We start from the raw sequence: 18780 nt of genomic DNA on the forward strand, positions 1-18780 counted from the left end.
GCGAATTGGAAGAAAGAGGAAATCGGGGTCACGGGAAAGATGGAAAGGATGAGGATTTTTTCTCAGCTGGAATCAGACAAACTGGATCAAAAATGGGACCGTCTCAAGTCCGGCTAGATGTAGCAGGTTTCGACGGCCCAGTATAGATCCATCCACCATCCGGTGTGGGGAAGCATGCCCCACCATCGGGTGCACTATGCCAGCGATAGTCGGTCAGGGTCCCGTCAAAGCGGCGAACCTGTCTCTGCGATTGAACGATCAACTCGCCTGTGAACCCAACGGGCAGTCGCATGCCAAAAGCATTCGGAGCCTGAAGTGGGCCAAGATTCTTTAAAGCATTAAAATCGAGAAAGGGTTGAGCTGAAGCCAAAGACGAAAGTCCAGGGCCAAGACTCAACGCCCCGAGGGCACCGAGGGAATGTCTCAAGAAGTGGCGACGGTCCAAATTCTTCATGGGGTGATCTCCACAGTTGCGAATGATGATTTCATTGCTGCAAACTATGGCATGCCCATGAGGAAGGCGTAAAGTTTTGATGAAATTCGAATGAGCCGGCTGATTCGAGCCAGCCGGCTTTTGATTCATCGCCTGTCAAGCTGGTTCGATCAGGATCTGCTGGGCGTCACTACGGATTTCAACATCGAAATCCTTGCCCGCGAACTCATACCAAACTTCCAGCAGCCCACTTCGCGAAGGACGCAGGCTTTTTTCGAAAAGGACTTCATCCTGAGCCGGTTGCATGTCAGGACTATGCCGGCTTAAGGCTTCCAAAACAACCGCGGGGACTTCCTCGCGACGAATCTGAACCTCCAACTCTTCGATCTTACCGTTGGGTTCAATATCAACTTCAACCCGGCGGCCGTCAGCAGTGTTGGCCTGAATTTCATAGATCGCAATGACTTCATCCAGATCAAGCTCGGCACCCGTGAAGGTGTAGCTGGATCCGAGCCCGGAAAAAGCGACTTCCGCCGCATGGCGAACGTGTGCAGGCAATTCCTGAAGCGTTAATGCTTTGGTTCCGGCCGATGGAGCTTGAACAACTCCGGAACCCGTGCTGTTGGTTGTGGAGGGGGCAGCCGCCATGGCAAGACTTGAAAGGAAAATCAGTCCGAACGTAACACCTGTAACTTTCATACTCAATCCTCCTTTAGGATGTCCCGATCGTACTCCCTTCCATTTCAAGGAATGAAAATTCCTTGTAACTCTTCGATGAATTTTTCAAGTGGAAAAAATGGGTAAAAAGCCTGGGAGACGATCCCAGGCTTAAGATAGATAGCAGTATGTCGGCAGGCTTAGAACTTACCAATCAATCCGACGACCAAATCGGTTCGGGATAGATCTTTTTTCGTGGCGGTGTCAGCGGGATCCACGAATTCACCCGTGGAAACTGTGACATCGACAAAGGGCCGGTAGAAAGTTCCCCAATGGTCGAAGTGCGTGCCGATGGCGAGAGTTGTTTCATTCTTGTCCAGTTTACCCTGAGAATTGGCTTCAAGGCCTACTTTTCTGACTTCCGTCAGTCCATCGGCTTCATAAGGATCAGTTTTCAAAGTCGATACATGCAGGAACGGAGTATAGTTATCAATTTTGTATTCGGCGTAAGCGACCAGTCCGGTAAAAACATTTTCCTCTTCGACCGACCGTGTGGGATCAGCAGGATCCACGCCCTTGTTATTTCTTGTATCGATCGTATAGTCGATGTAGGAGTCCAGTCCTTCACTCTTATAGCGAAGGCCAGCCGAGAGAGTGCTGCTCTTGCCCAGATCATAGAGGGCATATTGGACAAGGGGCGACAGCTCACCGAATGCACCGTACCACTCAAGGGCCACAGCAGGCTGCTTCTGGTTGGTCTGTTTCTCTTTGCTGTTCGTCACGATGCCAGCGCTGCTGCCGCTGTTCCAGCTCGTGCAGCTGGTGGTGGTGCTGGTGGTGACTTGGTTGGTCGTGGGATTATTGGTGGATGTGGTCCGGTCGGAGCAATTGCTGTAGTCATCGACCAACTGCAGTGAGACCGTCCCGGCGAGCTTATAGGTGATGTCCAATGCCACCTTGTCTTTGAGCGGATTCAAATCCAGATAGGCGCCGATGACGGGAGTGGTCGTGCTGCTGGTCAAGCGGCGATGCAGACCATAGGTCTTGATCTTTTGTTTACCGATGGTGACGTCAAGGTCATCGTTGACTTTATTGGTTAAATAGAAACGCTCCAGTTCCCCTTCTTTCAGTTTATAAAGAGCTGTCCATGAGATTTGATCCGAAAGCTTACCGCGGAAAACGACCTTGGCGCCTTTGAGATTAAAGGTGGTGGTGTCGCTTTGCTTGCCGAGGTCTTTGTCGTTCAATCCATCATTCGTGCTGATCACGTTGATCTGGTATTCTGACCCAATTTCAACATCGGTGGGGGCAGCATCAAGCTGGGTTGTCAGAGCGATACCAACCACACTCAAATAAATGCGAGAGACTTTCACATGAACCTCCTGGTTAGGTCTTAAGGCGGCCCATCATAGCCACAGCCTTGACTTGACGGCAAGAGGGAAGTCGCAGTTTCAGTGGGATTTGGTGAGCTTCATCAACTCTTTATTCTGTCTTTACAATCCTGGTGTATGACGACGCTGCAACAGACGATGTCCCTCCTGGGGACCCAACTATTTTGGAGTCAGGAATGCTAGTTCGCAACATCATGTCAAGTCTTGCCATTCTCGCCTTGGGCTGCAGCGCATGGGCCGCTGATAAGGTCGACACAAGTTTGAAAGGTGAAGTGAAGCTGGACGGGTCGAGCACGGTCTTCCCGATCGCCGAGGCAACTGCGGAAGAGTTTCAAAAACTTTATCCCAATGTCCGCGTAACAGTGGGCCTGTCCGGAACGGGCGGCGGCATGAAAAAATTTGGCGCTGGTGAAATTGATATTGCCAATGCGTCTCGTAAAATGAAGCCGGAAGAAGCCAAGAAAGCCCAGGAAGGTAAAATCGAATATACCGAACTGCCCCTGGCTTATGATGGGATTTCTGTGGTTGTTAATCCAGCCAATAAATGGGCGAAGCAGTTAACCATGGCTCAGCTCAAGGCTATCTGGCAACCGGGCAGTACAGTGAAAACCTGGAAGGATATTGACCCAAGCTGGCCGAATGAACCCATTAAACTCTATGGACCTGGAGCCGATTCGGGAACATTCGACTTTTTCACCGAGCAAGTGATGGGCACCGCTCGTCTCTCCAGAAAAGATTATGTGGCCAGCGAAGATGATAATGTTCTGGTCACAGGCGTAGCCAAGGACAAGAATGCAATGGCTTACTTCGGCTATGCTTACTACCTGGAAAATCAAAATACTTTGAAAGTCGTGGCCCTGGCCAAGGATAAGGATGCCGTGGTCCCTGGTGACAAGACGATCGAAGACGGTAGCTATCCCCTGTCTCGCCCTTTGGTTATCTATGCAAGCAATAACGCGGCGAAGCGGCCCGAAGTGAAAGCGTTCCTGACCTTCCTATTAAAAAATGCCGGAAAACTTTCCAAGGAAGTGGGCTATATCCCTCTTAAAGACGCGGCCTACACCGACGCCTTGAAAAAACTTGATACCGCTTTTTCAGCAGCTGCTAAATAATCCCAACTTTTCGTCAAGGGAGCGCAATGCTCCCTTTGACCCCTCGCCTGTCCCGACATCCTCGCTTTGAACTGCTGGCTTTTCCCTGCTTTCTTAACTTCATGACAATTTTAGTTTCCCTTTACTTTTGAGCCCTAAACTGCCGCAAAACAGTCTTGTGGAGGAAGTTGTTCATGGAGTCCAAAAACAATCGGATCAATCGCCGACAAATGCTAAAAACTTCTTTGATGGTAGGGACTGGGTTCGTCGGTGCGTCGAGTCTTTGGGATGAGGGTGCATTGGGTATGCCCAAACGATCAACATTTCGCCAATCCTGGGGACGCCCTTTAGTGCCATGGGGGGTTCAGCTTGGGGATATCACACCCCATGGCTTGACTCTCTGGAGTGCGAGCGATCAGCCCGCCGAGATGCTGGTGGAAGTGGCAGACAATATCGCGTTCCAGAGGGCCATGCGTTTCTCGAGCGGCATGGCGTTGGACGCGCAGGATTATACCACCCGCGTCAACATACAGGGACTGCCGTCGGCCGATTTGCTCCACTATCGCGTGACCTTTCGAAGCCTGCATAGTGCGTTCACAAGCGAGCCTTTTGAAGGAACCATTCGACCCCTGGCGGCCAACCCTTCGCGTCTTCGCTTCTGCTTTTCCGGCGATACAGCGGGTCAGGGCTGGGGCATCAACCCCGAATTTGGCGGGATGAGGCTCTATGATGCCATTCTGCGGCGACAGCCGGATTTTTTTGTCCATTGCGGGGACTGCATCTATGCCGATGGTCCCATGACATCCGAAGTTGTCCTGGATGATGGACGGGTTTGGAAAAACGTCGTGACCGAGGCCAAATCCAAAGTCGCCGAATCGCTTCAGGAATACCGCGGCAACTACCAGTATAATTTGCTGGATGAGAACGTCAGAAAATTTAATGCTCAGATTCCTCAGATTGTTCAGTGGGATGATCACGAAACAGTCAATAATTGGTATCCTCAGGAGCTTCTGGATGACAGCCGCTATACTGAAAAAAGTCTAGCCGTGTTATCCAGCCGAGCTCAACAGGCTTTCCTCGAATATGCGCCGATCAATCCTCTCTGGGCCGGTCAGAAGCAGATCTATCGCTCTTTTTCGTATGGGAGTTTACTGGAACTCTTTCTGATCGACCTGCGCAGCTACCGTGGTCCCAACAGCCCCAATCGTCAAACCAATCAATCACCGGAAACCGATTTCATGGGCCTGACGCAGCTGGAATGGCTCAAGCGCTCCCTGGCTGCCTCCCAAGCCACGTGGAAGGTGATCAGCAGTGATATGCCGCTCGGCCTTGTGGTCCCTGACGGCCCGTCGGATCAGGAAGGATGGGCCAATGGTGATGGTCCAGCTATGGGGCGTGAACTGGAGCTCGCTGAACTTCTGCAATTCATCATGGAACAAAACATCAGGAACGTCGTTTGGATTACTGCTGATGTTCACTATGCGGCAGCTCATCATTACCAGCCGGCGAAGGCCCAGTTCAAGAATTTCAAACCTTTCTGGGAATTCGTTTCGGGTCCTCTGCATGCGGGGACATTTGGCCCCAACACCTTGGACAATACGTTCGGACCTGAAGTGAAATGGAAAGGCATCCCTGACGGCTTGAAAGCCAATCGCTCCCCGCTGGATGGTTATCAGTTTTTTGGGGAGATTGAAGTCAATGCGGAAACGGGCAAAATGATGGTGAAGCAATTCAATGGCCGCAGCGAGGAGGTCTTCAGCATGGAGCTCGAGGCTGAACAATGACCAGGAATCAGGCGGCCTCTTCCCTCGGCTGCAACGCTTCTGCAAAGCGACGATAGGTGCGGCCCGGCAGGTAGATTTTGATGTGAAATGGGATAAATGCCGCATGTTGGGCATGCCCCGCTTCGGGCATGAGCACCAAGGATAAGCGCCCGCCGGCTTTTTCTGTATAGCTCTTAATAGCACCCATTCCTACACCCCGGCCCGAAATTTCTGTCACGGACTCACTCGTCGAGAAACCGGGCAGAAAAATCATATGAGCCAGTTCCTCGGGCGTGAGTGGGTCGGTGGGTCTGATCAATCCCCGGATCAACGCAATCTCCCGGATCATTTGCAGGGGCAGGCCCCTGCCATCATCGAAGTATTGCAACTCCACCTCGTCATCGACTTCCCTGAGCCAAACGCAAACGGTCCCGCTGGGAACTTTGCCAACGCTTTTACGTTCCTCAGGACTTTCAATTCCATGATCCATGGAGTTGCGGATCAAATGACCTAGGATATTGCGGAGAAGGTCGGCACCTTCATGAGTGAAAAATAGATCGTCATCGATGATGTCAACTTTTGGCAACTCTTTGCGGAGGTCCTTCGCAAGTCTTTGAGCCGCTGTGGCCACCTCGGCGAGCACGGCTTGGGCAAGCTGGTGGAAAGGCCTGGCAAGCATGAACTCGATTTCCTGCAGGAGATGCGTCAGGTCGGAGGCAAGAGACGTCCTGGGCAGCGCTGCCAACGCACGAAGGATATTTTCCACTTTCAAAATTTCAAGTTCGATGCTGCTGCGATTGATACTTCTTTCCAGGATCCTGTCGTTCACATGCTGGTAGTAAGCAAGAATGTCCTGGATAAGGCCAAGGTCCTGCTTCAGCCGCGCCTGGTTCCAATCAGCATGGCCGCTCTGCAGGAGTCCCGCATAATGTTCGGCTTCATGCACAGCCTGGGTGAGCTGGCGGAAACCGAGCGATCGCGCGGTTCCCTTGATCGTATGCATATTGATCAAAATGATCTTGAGAGCTTCATGGCTCATGGAAGAGTTGGCGCTGGTGAGTCTCTGGCATTCCTCGATATGCTTCTCGGCCGAGCTCATGAAACGCGTGAACTGCTCACGCGCGACAGGCGCAATTTCACCGATAAATTCCAATTCCTTCTTCTTCGTGGCCGCAACATGCTGAAGGTCGCGCAACTGGGTGACGTCGCGAATGGTCACCAGAATCTTTTCAATCAGGTTCCGCCGATTGACAATCGGGCTCCATTCCAGTTCCAGAATCTTTTCCGGCCCACCGGAATTTTTCTGCTTCAATTCCCGGATCAGTGATCCTTCATTTAAGTCAAAGCTCAGTTCTGGCTCGCCCAGTGTGCTGTTCAGGATGCTGCTGAGCTGGCTTAAGGCATCATGATCGGCTTCAGTCCCAACCTGCAGGAGCTCCACCGCTTTGACCCCGGTGAGATCCCCTCTTTGAAAAATGCGTTCAAGAAAGGCGGAATAATCCTTAAGGATTCGACCATCCTGGGCGATGGTGAAGATGCCGAGCCTGATGTGCTGCATCATGGATCGAATGTCTCTGGTTTGCTGCTCGACACGGACTTCGAGGCCTTCATTCAGAGCAACTATTTTTTTATGTTCCTCTTTCAATTGACTATTGAGATGTTCGATTTTTTTTCGCGAGTGATACTGCTCATATTTAATCTTATCACCCAGGGCCACGGAGAGAAGAAGCATTTCAATGGAAGAGCCGAAGTGCATGCCATAGGTGGAAAGGAAACTGGGTTCCATAAATCCAAAGGTGACGAGCTGAAGGAACGTTGTCCCAGAAAGAAAGGCAGTAAAGGCCAGAACGAAAAAGAAGGCAGGACGATAGCCTCTACGTAAGCAGACGATGCCCGCGGCCATAACACTGATGGCTCCCATCACGGCAAGGCCAGCCGAGAGTTTGATGCCAAGGCTATAAGAAAATATCGATGAAACCATGGCCGAAATTCCAACGAGGAGCAGAAATCGAAATGTATGGTTCAGCATAGGGGAATACTGTTTCAATTGGAGGAACTTCCCGGAAAACAGGAGCAGGAAGATCGCACAAATCGAGATTGTGAAGGGGACCATGTGGTTGGCCAATGCTGGCCAATCAGTAAGGACATACTGAAACCCAAGTCCGAAGAGCGAGGCCATCGCGTAGCCGTAGAAGGAAACATAGCCCACGTAATAGATGTAGCTTCGATCCCGAATGTTGAGAAAAAGGAAAAAATTGTAAACGACCATGGCGACGATAATGCCCAAATACAGGGAAACGCCGACCAACTCATTGCTCGCCTTCTCAATGAATCGTTTAGGCGTCCATAAAATCATAGGGCCCTGGATGGAACTTTGCGAATAGATCTTGAGATAAAGCGTCGCAGCTTCCCTGGCCTGAAGGCTCATCATGAAATTGGTTGTTCGATAGGCGATATCCCTTTGGGCGAAGGGTCGAAGATCACCGCCCTGCTTCTGTATGATATCCCCGTTGTCGCGAACGATGTAGAGATCGATATGATCGATCGATGGATACTGAAACTCAAGAATCCAGTCCCGGAGCGCCTCGTCCTTGTTGTCGATTCGAAATTTCAGCCAGTAACCTGCCTTGGAAAAGCCGAAATTGAAAGCGGCTCCATCATGAGTCGTCCATTTGTCCTGGGCAACGACGTCTTCCCGTGGCATCAGGTTCGTATCATCCACGAAGTAGGAAAAACGACTGACAGTGATTCGTTCTGATTCGGCTTGGAGTTCCAAGTCCCTTTGGTCGAGCGATGCCGACCAGGCTTCCTGTGCGAAGAAGCCCATACAGAGCAGCACGATTATGATGCAGCGCACATGAGGGTTCGCGTTCATGTTCAACGTTGCTCCAGAAGCTCGCATTAAGGAAGGGATTAAGCCGTTTTCCATCAGTAGTTTATCGGCAATAGGGGGTTTTTCTGCAGGCAAAGTTTGCAGCTGTCCCGACTGACATTTGGCGAATTCATAAAGAGACCCGGAAACGGCTGCGGGTCCGTAAGGTTGGTAGTCAAAAAATAATAAGAGATGGAGTGTTACAGGCCATTCTGTGGGACGGTGCCCGCCTTTCCTTGGAGCCAGGGATCAGCGGGTGGAATGGACTTAACCTCCCCTTTGACCGCTTCTGGCCGTGTCAGGCGTCATAAGTCCTACGATTTGAGTGCTTCTGGCCGGTTCACTTGTCATGGGTCCTGCGCTTTGACCGCTTCTGGCCAGTTCCACCATCATAGCCTTGCTGCGTTTCTTCAGTTCCGCGTTGGAAACATCTTCAACATGAGTGGCGATTTCCCACTGGTTGCCCTGTGGATCCTTCACAACTCCATAGCGATCACCCCAGAACATATTTTCCACCGGCATGATAATTTCGGCGCCGGCGGCGACGGCCTGTTCCACGGCCTTGTCAACATTCTTCACATACAGCATCAAACTGGATTTTGTCGTGAAGGTCTGCATGGCATCGCCGATATGAACGGGGGAGTCGCCGATCTTGAGCATGGCGTGCATGATGAGGCCGTTCGGTCCTTCTATCATGCCTTTCACTTTGGCCCCGAAGGCCGCTTTACAGAATTCGATTGTCGCCGCAGCACCGTTCAGGACCAGCGAAGGCGTGATGGTCCTGTATCCGTCAGGGATGGCAGAGACCTTCACCCGAGCCTTGGATGTCTTGCGGGTCGCCTTCTTCTTTTTAGCAGTCTTCGTCGTCTTCTTGCCTTTGGCTTTCGCCTTTTTCTTCCTCGATGTCACCGGGGTCTCCTGAAAGTTGTTCATATATTATTCGGATATTATGCGGCCAGGCCGCTACGGGATCAAGTCAGCATTGCACCTGCAGCCCGTCATTTTTTTTTGGTGAGAATTTTGCAGATGTCAGGTGGATGGCGAAATTTTGGAGAAGCCAGGCTTTGCTACGACTGGCCTTGTATCCAGGACAAGACGCCCTGTTCTCAAAAAGAACCGCCGCTGATGTGCGGAGTCGGTTGCAACGAAAAATTGGAGTTCTGATGGTTGCCAAAAAGCCTGCAGGAAAAAAGTCGCCTGCCAAACGTAAAGTGACCCCGTCGGCGGCTGCGGCCGGCAAAACCACGAGTGCGCGCTCGACTGTCAGTGGGCCTTCGAGCCGAGCTCCCTCTGCGGCTGATAACGATGCTTTGACGCAGAAAATGGAGGATACGGAGGCCCTGGTCAGCAGCCTCCCCTTCAATCCTAATAAACCGGCCGAGTATGGCCGTGCCGCTGGCACCCCTAAAAAAGGTGCGACAGCAACACCACCGAGTCCAGGCGTCACGGCAAGCACAAGGACGGAAACCCAGGCGTCTCCCAAGACGGGGACTGGCAAGCCTAATTTGGGTTTCAACCCAGGCAATCTTCCTCTTGATCGGGTTCGGGGGGATTCTTCGGATCGGGTTCTGACCACCAATCAAGGTGTCCCGGTGGCCGATAATCAGCATTCATTGAAAGCCGGCCTGCGTGGTCCTGCTCTTCTTGAGGATTTTATTCTTCGGGAAAAGCTCACCCATTTCGACCATGAACGTATTCCGGAACGGATTGTCCACGCTCGCGGGTCCGCCGCCCATGGTTACTTTGAATGCTACGCCCCGATGGGCGACGTGACTCGCGCCTCGCTCTTTGCCGAAAAAGGCAAAAAAACACCCGTATTCGTCCGCTTTTCGACGGTCCTCGGCGAACGAGGATCCCCCGATACAGTCCGTGATGCTCGTGGCTTTGCTGTGAAATTTTACACCGATGAAGGCAACTGGGACCTTGTTGGAAATAACATACCGGTCTTCTTCATTCAGGATGCCATGAAGTTTCCTGACCTCGTCCACGCTGCCAAGCCTGAACCCCATTTTGCCATGCCGCAGGCCTCGTCAGCCCATGACACGTTCTGGGACTTCGTCTCGCTGATGCCGGAGTCCACCCACATGCTGATGTGGGTCATGTCCGATCGGGCCATACCGCGCAGTTATCGGATGATGGAAGGATTCGGAGTCCACACCTTCCGGCTCATCAATGAGCAGGGCAAGTCCAGTTTCGTGAAGTTTCATTGGCGACCGATCGCTGGCACCCATTCCCTGGATTGGGATGAAGCCGTGAAGATCTGTGGAGCGGACGCGGACTTTCATCGGCGTGATCTATGGGAAGCGATCGAAGCGGGCCATTTTCCAGAATGGGAATTGTGCTTTCAAATTTTTACCGAGAAACAGGCCGAACGCTTTACCTTCGATGTGTTGGATGCCACCAAGCTGATACCGGAAGAACTGGTCCCACTGACTCCCGTGGGACGGATGGTGCTCAATCGTAATCCGGATAACTTCTTTGCCGAGACCGAGCAGGTTGCGTTTTGTACCGCTCATATCGTACCTGGACTCGACTTTTCCAACGATCCCTTGCTGGCCGGCCGTATCCATTCGTATGTTGATACTCAGATCTCCCGTCTGGGCGGCCCCAATTTTCACGAGATTCCTATCAATGCACCGATCGCGCAGGTTCATAACAATCAACGCGACGGTATGCATCGACAGACGATCAACCGCGGTCGGGTTGCCTATGAGCCCAATTCACTCGGTGGCGGCTGTCCATTCCAGGCAGGTGCAGCCGGTTTCACATCCTTCCGTGAGCCGATCGAAGCCGACAAGGTGCGCGGCAAGCCCGAACGTTTCGCCGAGCACTATGCCCAGGCGAAGCTCTTCTATGATAGTCAAACGCCGATCGAGCAGGCCCATATCCTTCGTGCCTTTCGCTTCGAGTTGACACGGGTCCAGGTGCCCGCGATTCGTCAACGCGTCGTCGCGATGCTGGCGAATGTCGATGCGGATTTCGCCCAGGCACTGGCGGATGAGCTCGGTATGGAAATGCCGAAACCATTGCCAAGAGCCATGCCCAAGCCCCCTGAACCTGAAATCGAAGTCGCGCCCTCGCTCTCGCTTATGTCCCATCCAGGGGATGGCAGCATACGGACGCGGCGCATAGCCATCCTGGTGGCTGACGGAGTCGATGGCAACGCCGCTCGCACTCTCCACGCAGGTCTTACCAAAGCAGGTGCTGTGCCTCGTTACATCGGTATTCGCCTGGGCGTGGTGACCACAGACACAGGGGAAGAATTGGAAGTCGAAGGTACACTGGAAACCATCCCCTCGGTGCTTTTCGATGCCGTTGCTGTGCCAGGTGGCAAAGCCGCTGTGATTACGCTCGGCAATGTCGGGCATGCGCTTGAATTCATCAAGGATCAGTACCGGCATGCCAAGCCCATACTTGCTCTCGCTGAGGGAGCCGACCTGGTGGAAAACGCTGGCGCGCCTGCGATGCTGCCATCGGGAGAAAAAGATCCAGGCATGCTGGTCGAGCGTAAGGCGTCGGTGACAGATGTCCTGGCCGACTTTATCAAGGCGATCGCCAGGCATCGTCATCACGAACGGGAAATGGATCCACCCGCACTTTGATAAGCGGGATCAAGCTTCTCTTGTTACATATGGAGTCAATATGAAATTAAAGCAGGTTGAAGAACTTGTGCTTCAATCCCTCGAGCACGAACTTGGCGGCGTGAAGATTTACGAGACTGCCCTGACATGTGTCGTGACCAGTGAATTGAAAACAGAGTGGGAAAAATACCTCGACGAGACACGGATTCACGTCCAGACACTTGAGGCCTTGTGCCGCACCATCGGGCTCGATCCGAACAAGGAAACACCAGGCCGCGCCGTGGTGCGACATCTGGGAACGTCACTTGTCCAGGCCATGGAAATGTCCCTGGCCACCGATGAGCCAGCAGCGGCTGAGCTTGTGGCTTGCGAAAGCGTTGTGATCGCCGAAACGAAGGATCATCTCGATTGGACCCTTTTGGGCAAATGCGCCGAACACCTCGAAGGACCGGAAGCCGAGGCCTTTAAGGCAGCTTATGATCAGATCGAGGACCAGGAGGATGAGCATCTTTACCATTCCAAGGGTTGGTGCCGGGAACTTTGGATTCAGTCGCTTGGAATCAAAGCGATGCTGCCACCGCCCGAGGAAGTTCAGCATGTGAAGACCGCTATGGGGGCTGCCAGGGCCGAACAGTTGGCGGAAGTCACTCGCCTGTGATCTCACTGTCATGTCCTTGAGCCGGGAAAGGGGATGGCCCAGGCCATCGCCCGACTCGGGCTGCTCCTCAATCTCCGGCCCCATCGAGTTGGCGAATTTGCATACCTGCTCCTACTGATCACCTGCAGGCATACCAGCCGTTCACCATTGTGTCCTCTTCAAAGCACATGCAGGAATAGTCTATTTTCCTTGAGACGCAGTGAGCCTATTCTGTTGATGTAACAAGGTGCGGAAAACCAAAATTAAGGAATCCAGATATGATTCAAGCCAAAGGTTACGCGGCTCTCTCTGTTAAAGCTCCCCTCACTCCTTTCGCGTTCGAGCGTCGCGACCCAAAAGATTATGATGTCGTTATCGATATTAAATACTGTGGTATTTGCCACTCTGATATTCACATGGCCCGCAACGAATGGGGCTCATCCATGTTCCCGATGGTTCCAGGACACGAGATCGCGGGCGTTGTTTCGGCCGTCGGATCCCGGGTCAGCCGGTACAAAGTCGGTGATCAGGTCGGCGTCGGATGCTTTGTTGATTCCTGTCGTGAGTGCGCGAACTGCAAACGGGACCTCGATCAATATTGCCTCGAAGGCAACACTCTGACCTATAGCTCTCTCGAGCGTGACAAAAGCTCTGTCACCCAGGGTGGATATTCCAACGTCATCGTAGTGCATGAAAATTATGTTGTCAGAATTCCGAATGCTCTGCCACTCGATAAAGCCGCCCCACTTTTGTGCGCCGGCATCACGCTTTATTCACCCCTGATGCACTGGAAGGCGGGACCCGGAAAAAAAGTAGCCATCATGGGACTTGGTGGTTTGGGTCATATGGGGGTCAAGATCGCCGCCGCACTACAAGCCGATGTCACCGTTCTGAGCCATTCCGAGAACAAACGTGAGGATGCCATGAAACTGGGCGCTCACCATTTTGTTGGCACGCACTATCAAAAAGTTTTTAAGGACTATGCAAATACATTTGATTTAATCATCAATACTGTCTCGGCTGATATCAATATGAATGATTATTTTGGTCTTCTGAAAACCGATGGGACTCTTGTTTCGGTCGGCGCTCCTGAGAAGCCTTATGCGATTTCACCGTTTCCCCTGCTGATGCAGCGCCGAAGCTATGCAGGTTCAGCAATAGGTTCCATTAAAGAAACCCAGGAGATGCTCGATTTCTGCGCGAAGCATAAGATTACGCCTGAAATCGAAGTCATCACGCCTCATTCAGTCAATGAAGCTTATGAGCGCGTGCTTAAGAGTGATGTTCGCTACCGCTTCGTGATGGACATGGCCCGACTGTGATGTGGCTGTTCAAAAGAGGCGTCAGCCAGGACACGATCTGAGCATACACGGCCTTGCTGCTCAACAGTCCAAGATGGGTGGTGCCCATGGCCACCCATTGATGATCCGTCTCAAAGGCGAGGTCGAAGAGTGAGTCCTTGTGTCGACCCAGTGCGCTTTCGACCGGAACGATGCCGTCACCTGCCAGCGTAGTCGTCTGTTCCGAATTCCGGCTCGCCGCGATAGCGAAGCATGAGACGCCCACAGGCAAGCGGACCGTATCGCGAGGATCGCCCCCTCGCGCAAAGCGATCACGATCCTTCCAATGCGTATCCAAAACGTTTCCATAACGCAGATCGGTAACTCCAGCACTGCGAATCTTGCCAAGTTGAGCCAAAGGTGCACTGTAGCGGCTGATCCCGAGCAAGTGATCCACCCAATTGCCGATGCGTTCCAGTGGGGCCCCATGATGGGGTGTCCCCAGAGTGATCAAGGCGCGCAGCCTGGCCCGCCAACGCAAGCCCTCCGCTTCAGCCACAAGGCAGGCACTGCGAGCCACCAGCCCACCCATACTGTGGCCCAGGAACGTAATATCGTCCACATCCTGGGGCCAGGCATCGACCAATTGCTCCAGAAGCAGGGCAAAAGACAGCGCATTCTGCGAAATGTGCAGGCCACTGTTATAGCGCAGATAGATCGGTATGAGATGGAGATCGGATGCCAGGGCCTGGCCATGGTCGTGACCTTTACGGAGCCAGCTGCCCTCATCAAGCGAGGAACCGTGCAAGAGGATCAAAAGGCGCCCACCTTGAGGAAACCTGGCTTTTAAAGCGTCCCGAGTGATCTCCAAGGGTTTTCCGTCATGGCAAAGTCGCATCTCGATGGCCAGAGGATTATTTGTATTCTCGAGGTAGTCGCCCAGCACACCATTGAGGGCAGCCAGGAATGTGCCTCGTTCGAAACCCGGCTGGCTTACCAGAAGGGGCTCGATCTCAGAAACGACCCGCTCCAGTCCAATGCCTACGATGCTCGTCACACCCCGGATGGCCCCGTAGGTTGGCGCGGTCAGAAGCCGGGTTACAGCTTCCAAAGGGCGACCGAGCAGCTCAGGGCCACCACCAATCGTATGATGCATCGTCTCGACCAGACTGGTCACATTTTGTGTCGCTTCTAAAGCAAGGCGCGTTACGCCTTTCAACTGATCGACCAGCTTCCGTTTGTTTGTCATGACTTGCATCGTCCTTTTTCCGCGTCGGCCCGCTTCAGCTGTCAGTTATAGCAGGGTTTTGGGCTTAAAAAGAAAAAGAGCCCTTGATGGGCTCTTGGAAGACATAAGTTTTACAATGGTCCTGGACGACCGCAGGCTGTGGCCGGGCGTTACATGTTAGCGGCCTGGGTGTGAATCACAACATCGACCCGGCGGTTCTGGGCACGGCCGGCTGGGGTCTTGTTGGTTGCGATAGGCTTTTGAAATCCGAAACCTGCCGCGGAATAACGGACGGCTGCACCCGAGGCTGAGTTGGATTCAAGATACGATTTCACAGCTTCGGCCCGAGCTTGAGAGAGCTCGATGTTTTTGGCTTCGGAACCGACTGAATCCGTATGACCTTCAACGGTCACAGAATCCGCTTTCATGTCGCCAATGACGTTTTTGACTTTCGCCAGCAAGGGAAAGTTGGAACCTTTGAGAGTGGCTTTGGCGTTATTGAACTCAAGACCCTTGAGCCGAATGACCAGATTATCGCCTTGGCGATAAACTTCAGCTTCACTTTTGGTGAATTGAGTCTGGGCGTTTTCAAATTTCTGATTGAAACTCTGACCGCTGGCAAGCGCCGCCTCGGCAGCTGTATTTTGGGCTTTGGCCTGATTCAATTGAGTGTTGGCTTGATTCAAGCGGGTGTTGGCCGCGGCCAGCTCCGATTGCTGCTGACTGTTTTTTTCACGCTCTGCAAAAAGCTTCAGAGCAGCCTGCTCACCGGTAGCCTTGGTCCCGTTACGCGCTTCCTTGTTAATCAAGAGAAGCTTGTCCGCAGCGGCCAGAGCCTGCTGGGAGAGTTCCTTGATTTTAGCCGTTTCGTGGCGGTTGGCGATAATGAAGTTGTCGGCGTCTTTGATGCTTTTTTCCGCACCAGCCAAACTCTGTGGTGCCCAAGCTTCAGCGCCGTCTTTCTTCGCCTTGTTGACTCTGCCTTCCGCGTCATTCAACGCTGTCCGGCGAATGGCTCGAACTTCAAGATCAAGGTATTGAGCCAGAATCTTCGTGCGATCCCGGGCAGCGGCCTCGGTCTTGTTGTCCTCGATATCGGCGGTCACATTCTTGAGGTCGTCATCGGCGTCTTTGAATTCAGCTGGAAAAGCGTCGGGAGCCTTTTCCTGAACTGCCAGGCGTCGTGCTTCGACGACTTCATTCATATTACCTTGAGCAACTTTGGCAAAGTCGCGAGCCTTGGCGAGGTAGGCTCTGCCTACAGCGACTTGCCGAAGGATATCCTTGGCTTTATCGTGATCCTTAACGTCTTCTTTGGCGTCTTTCAGTTCTTCCTTGGCTTTGGCGTAGTTGGTTGGTGCCAAAACATCAATTTGATCGGTGACAGCCTGCGCAAGTTCCTGTTCGAATTTGCTGACTTCATCAGCGGGAATGGCCGTGGCGGAAATTTCTTGAACCGCCGGTTCGTGTGCACAAGCAGCTGATACCAATAGACATATACTCAGAATCGAAGCATGCATAAGCTTCATAATTTATCTCCAGAAGAAGGTAAGCTCGGGGAACGAAAGGACCTGAAGAAGGCTAGCTAAAATCGAATCATGGGAAGGCTCTCTGATCTTCTCGAGTCATGCACCACACATGTTTTGCGTTCGACTGAGTTGATACTTACCTAACGTACTCTTTAATGAGAAAGAGTACGATACAATTCGTACACAGTGTGAAGTTAGAGTGCCACAACACTTGGCCACCGGCCCAACAAAGGATCCTTTTCATGAACGTTCTCGTCCGCATGGCTCTCATACCAGCACTTCTATCAGTTCAACCCTTAAAGGCCGATGCACAAGACCCAAAGACTCCAGCCGAGGAAAGCTGGGAGGTTTCACCGGAACTCATTCGTGAAGAGAAAATGGAAGACTCTAATTTCTACCGCTATAAGGACAACTATATACTCACTGGGAATCCCAATACCAAAGTTCAACTCAGCCTCAAACTTCGACCGATTCTCGGTGAAAACTTCTATTTTGGTTATACCCAACAGATGTTCTGGAAGTTGTCGAACAAGTCCAAGCCCTTCCAGGACATCAGCTTCAACCCTGAGATCTTTTATGAGTGGGTCAAACTCCACAAAAATTTAAGGTCAGTCTCCTTCGGAATCGAACACAAATCCAATGGGAAGGATGGTCTGGAATCACGGTCTCTCGACCGTTTTTTTGTCGAATCGGGCGTGGAATTCGGCTGGATGGGTAACCAATTTCGCTGGGATACGCGTGGATTTTGGATCTATGACATCGACTGGCAGACCAACAACGAGATCAAACAGTATACCGGATTCTGGTATACGCGTTTCGCTGTGGATGGCCTGCTCGACCAGCTTATTCCGACCAAAGCGGAGCTTTACGTTCAGTTCAATCCGGGCGGTGAATCAGGAACCAAAATCAGTTATGGTTCCTTGGAGTCGGGATTGAAGATTCGGGCCAGGCTCTTCGGTTCCCTGCCTTATCTCATGCTCCAGTACTACCACGGTTACATGGAATCACTTTTGGATTACAACAAGCCGGCGCATTCGTATCGGGTTGGATTTTTGCTTTGATTTCAGGCCGCAGTGACCTTGGCGTCTCGGTAGAAGCTGCGATAATGGACGACTTCCGCGAGCGGATCATCACGGACGCGAAGTTTGGCAGCGACGAGATCAAAGGTTCGGAAGGTGCTTTGCACATCAACCGGCAAATTCTTGAAGACCTCATCCTGAATGATGAGGAGGTCGAAATCAACGGTATCGAAGATGGACTTGCGTAGCCCTTCATAGCGATTGGCAAGCGTAATGCTGTGCCCGTAGAGGTCATATTCCTTGGTTCCCGTGTTGGGGTAGAATCCTTCGATGTCCCCCGCTGCAATGCCGATGCTACAGTAGACAGGTTCGGCGTGATTCAACCTTTTCACGTATCTGCGAAAGACTATGATGAAGCTTTCGGCAATTTCAATAGCCGCCAGGGCGCAATTCGACGTTTGCGGCAAGGCAAAAGGATAACCGACCGAACAAAGGAAGCCATCACCCATTTCCTTGATCCGGTAGGCGTCAGCCTGCATGGTTGCAGCATCGTAATTCCGCATCATGATTTCGTGGCAACCCTTGAGAAAACTGATGAGGAACTCTTTGCGGTCGGTGGACCAGATTTGTGAACTGTTGACGATATCGAGCTGGATCACGCAGGCCCAGCCAGGTGTGGTCGGCATCGTGGTTTCCAAGGCATGGCCTTGTTCCATTTTCTGCAGCTGGTGTGGGTAAAAAACTTTGCCCAATTGCTGGAAGGCATGTGATCGGGCCTCCACCTCGCGACGGTGGCGATCGAGCAGAATAGCCTGTTCTTGAAGGCTCGTTTTAATTTCGTGCCGCAGGCGTTCCCCAATGGCCAGGGAGAAAAATATGGTTTCCATGACCACCCCGATCAGCATCGACCAGCTGACGTCATGGCTGCCTTTGAAGATGCCCGTATAGTAGAACAGAATCGCACTCGCGCCGAGTAGGAAACAGAACCAACCGAGGGAATAGTAAACCGCGGGGCGGTCTCCGGCCATGGCGCGCCTCACTCCCGCATAGATGACACACGGCACGCCCAGGAATTCAATAGGCAGGAGGCTCATGGCAAATTTCAGGTCCCAGAAGGAGATCAGGCAGAAAACGGTGGCTAGAAAACTGGAGGCATGGAGGGTCCAGCGAATCAAGTTCAGACGCTCAGGCCCCAGTCGCAGAAAGCTAATCGAAAATTGCAGGGTGAAAATGATTGTCATCGTGATCCATACGGCCACGCCTTGATTAGGCAGAGTCCAGGCGTCGCCGAAGTAAAGG

14 protein-coding genes are annotated in these 18780 nt (G+C 52.4%); 6 read left to right on the forward strand and 8 right to left on the reverse strand.

What is annotated here, in order from left to right; all coding sequences use genetic code 11:
- Positions 1 to 103: 103 nt before the first annotated feature.
- The 3 genes from VE954_RS35275 to VE954_RS35285 all read right to left on the reverse strand — a co-directional run bounded on the left by VE954_RS35275 (position 104) and on the right by VE954_RS35285 (position 2463).
- On the reverse strand, positions 104 to 454 hold the full coding sequence (locus VE954_RS35275) for a twin-arginine translocation signal domain-containing protein (RefSeq protein WP_324961950.1): 351 nt from the start codon (positions 452 to 454) through the stop codon (positions 104 to 106).
- 135 nt (positions 455 to 589) lie between these two features.
- Positions 590 to 1132: a hypothetical protein gene (locus VE954_RS35280; protein ID WP_324961952.1), complete on the reverse strand. Its 543-nt coding sequence runs from the start codon at positions 1130 to 1132 to the stop codon at positions 590 to 592.
- A gap of 158 nt (positions 1133 to 1290) precedes the next feature.
- Positions 1291 to 2463 (reverse strand): hypothetical protein, encoded by a 1173-nt coding sequence (locus VE954_RS35285; protein ID WP_324961954.1) that lies wholly within the window; start codon positions 2461 to 2463, stop codon positions 1291 to 1293.
- Between the two features lie 194 nt (positions 2464 to 2657).
- Here VE954_RS35285 and VE954_RS35290 point away from each other — a divergent pair, with 194 nt between their 5' ends.
- Positions 2658 to 3593 (forward strand): PstS family phosphate ABC transporter substrate-binding protein, encoded by a 936-nt coding sequence (locus tag VE954_RS35290; protein WP_324961956.1) that lies wholly within the window; start codon positions 2658 to 2660, stop codon positions 3591 to 3593.
- A 173-nt stretch (positions 3594 to 3766) separates the two neighbouring features.
- Positions 3767 to 5356, forward strand: a complete 1590-nt coding sequence (locus tag VE954_RS35295) for an alkaline phosphatase D family protein (RefSeq protein ID WP_324961958.1) — start codon at positions 3767 to 3769, stop codon at positions 5354 to 5356.
- A gap of 7 nt (positions 5357 to 5363) precedes the next feature.
- On the opposite strand, the gene VE954_RS35300 is transcribed toward VE954_RS35295, so the two are convergent.
- Positions 5364 to 8210, reverse strand: a complete 2847-nt coding sequence (locus tag VE954_RS35300) for a 7TM diverse intracellular signaling domain-containing protein (RefSeq protein WP_324961960.1) — start codon at positions 8208 to 8210, stop codon at positions 5364 to 5366.
- 264 nt (positions 8211 to 8474) lie between these two features.
- On the reverse strand, positions 8475 to 9116 hold the full coding sequence (locus VE954_RS35305; RefSeq protein WP_324961962.1) for a VOC family protein: 642 nt from the start codon (positions 9114 to 9116) through the stop codon (positions 8475 to 8477).
- A 254-nt stretch (positions 9117 to 9370) separates the two neighbouring features.
- Here VE954_RS35305 and VE954_RS35310 point away from each other — a divergent pair, with 254 nt between their 5' ends.
- The 3 genes from VE954_RS35310 (at position 9371) to VE954_RS35320 (ending at position 13747) form a co-directional block, all read left to right on the forward strand.
- Entirely contained in the window at positions 9371 to 11809 is a 2439-nt protein-coding gene (locus tag VE954_RS35310) for a catalase (RefSeq protein ID WP_324961964.1), read from the forward strand.
- Positions 11810 to 11849: 40 nt separating this feature from the next.
- Positions 11850 to 12446 carry a hypothetical protein gene (locus VE954_RS35315; protein ID WP_324961966.1) on the forward strand — a complete coding sequence of 199 codons (597 nt, stop codon included), beginning with the start codon at positions 11850 to 11852 and terminating at the stop codon, positions 12444 to 12446.
- Positions 12447 to 12703: 257 nt separating this feature from the next.
- Entirely contained in the window at positions 12704 to 13747 is a 1044-nt protein-coding gene (locus VE954_RS35320) for an NAD(P)-dependent alcohol dehydrogenase (RefSeq protein WP_324961968.1), read from the forward strand.
- Here the strand turns inward: VE954_RS35320 and VE954_RS35325 are convergent.
- Both VE954_RS35325 and VE954_RS35330 read right to left on the reverse strand, forming a co-directional pair.
- Positions 13698 to 14954 carry an alpha/beta hydrolase gene (locus tag VE954_RS35325; RefSeq protein WP_324961970.1) on the reverse strand — a complete coding sequence of 419 codons (1257 nt, stop codon included), beginning with the start codon at positions 14952 to 14954 and terminating at the stop codon, positions 13698 to 13700. The two genes, VE954_RS35320 and VE954_RS35325, sit on opposite strands and share 50 nt — an antisense overlap.
- A gap of 149 nt (positions 14955 to 15103) precedes the next feature.
- Complete coding sequence (locus VE954_RS35330) at positions 15104 to 16462, reverse strand: OmpA family protein (protein ID WP_324961972.1); 1359 nt, start codon at positions 16460 to 16462, stop codon at positions 15104 to 15106.
- A 242-nt stretch (positions 16463 to 16704) separates the two neighbouring features.
- Between VE954_RS35330 and VE954_RS35335 the strand changes: the two genes are divergently transcribed.
- Positions 16705 to 17523, forward strand: coding sequence for a phospholipase A (locus VE954_RS35335; protein WP_324961974.1), 819 nt, complete (start codon positions 16705 to 16707; stop codon positions 17521 to 17523).
- A gap of 2 nt (positions 17524 to 17525) precedes the next feature.
- On the opposite strand, the gene VE954_RS35340 is transcribed toward VE954_RS35335, so the two are convergent.
- Positions 17526 to 18780: 7TM diverse intracellular signaling domain-containing protein (locus VE954_RS35340; RefSeq protein ID WP_324961976.1), on the reverse strand; the 1255-nt coding region annotated here is incomplete at its 5' end.

The sequence above is a fragment of the Oligoflexus sp. genome, from assembly GCF_035638955.1.
Classification (GTDB): domain Bacteria; phylum Bdellovibrionota_B; class Oligoflexia; order Oligoflexales; family Oligoflexaceae; genus Oligoflexus.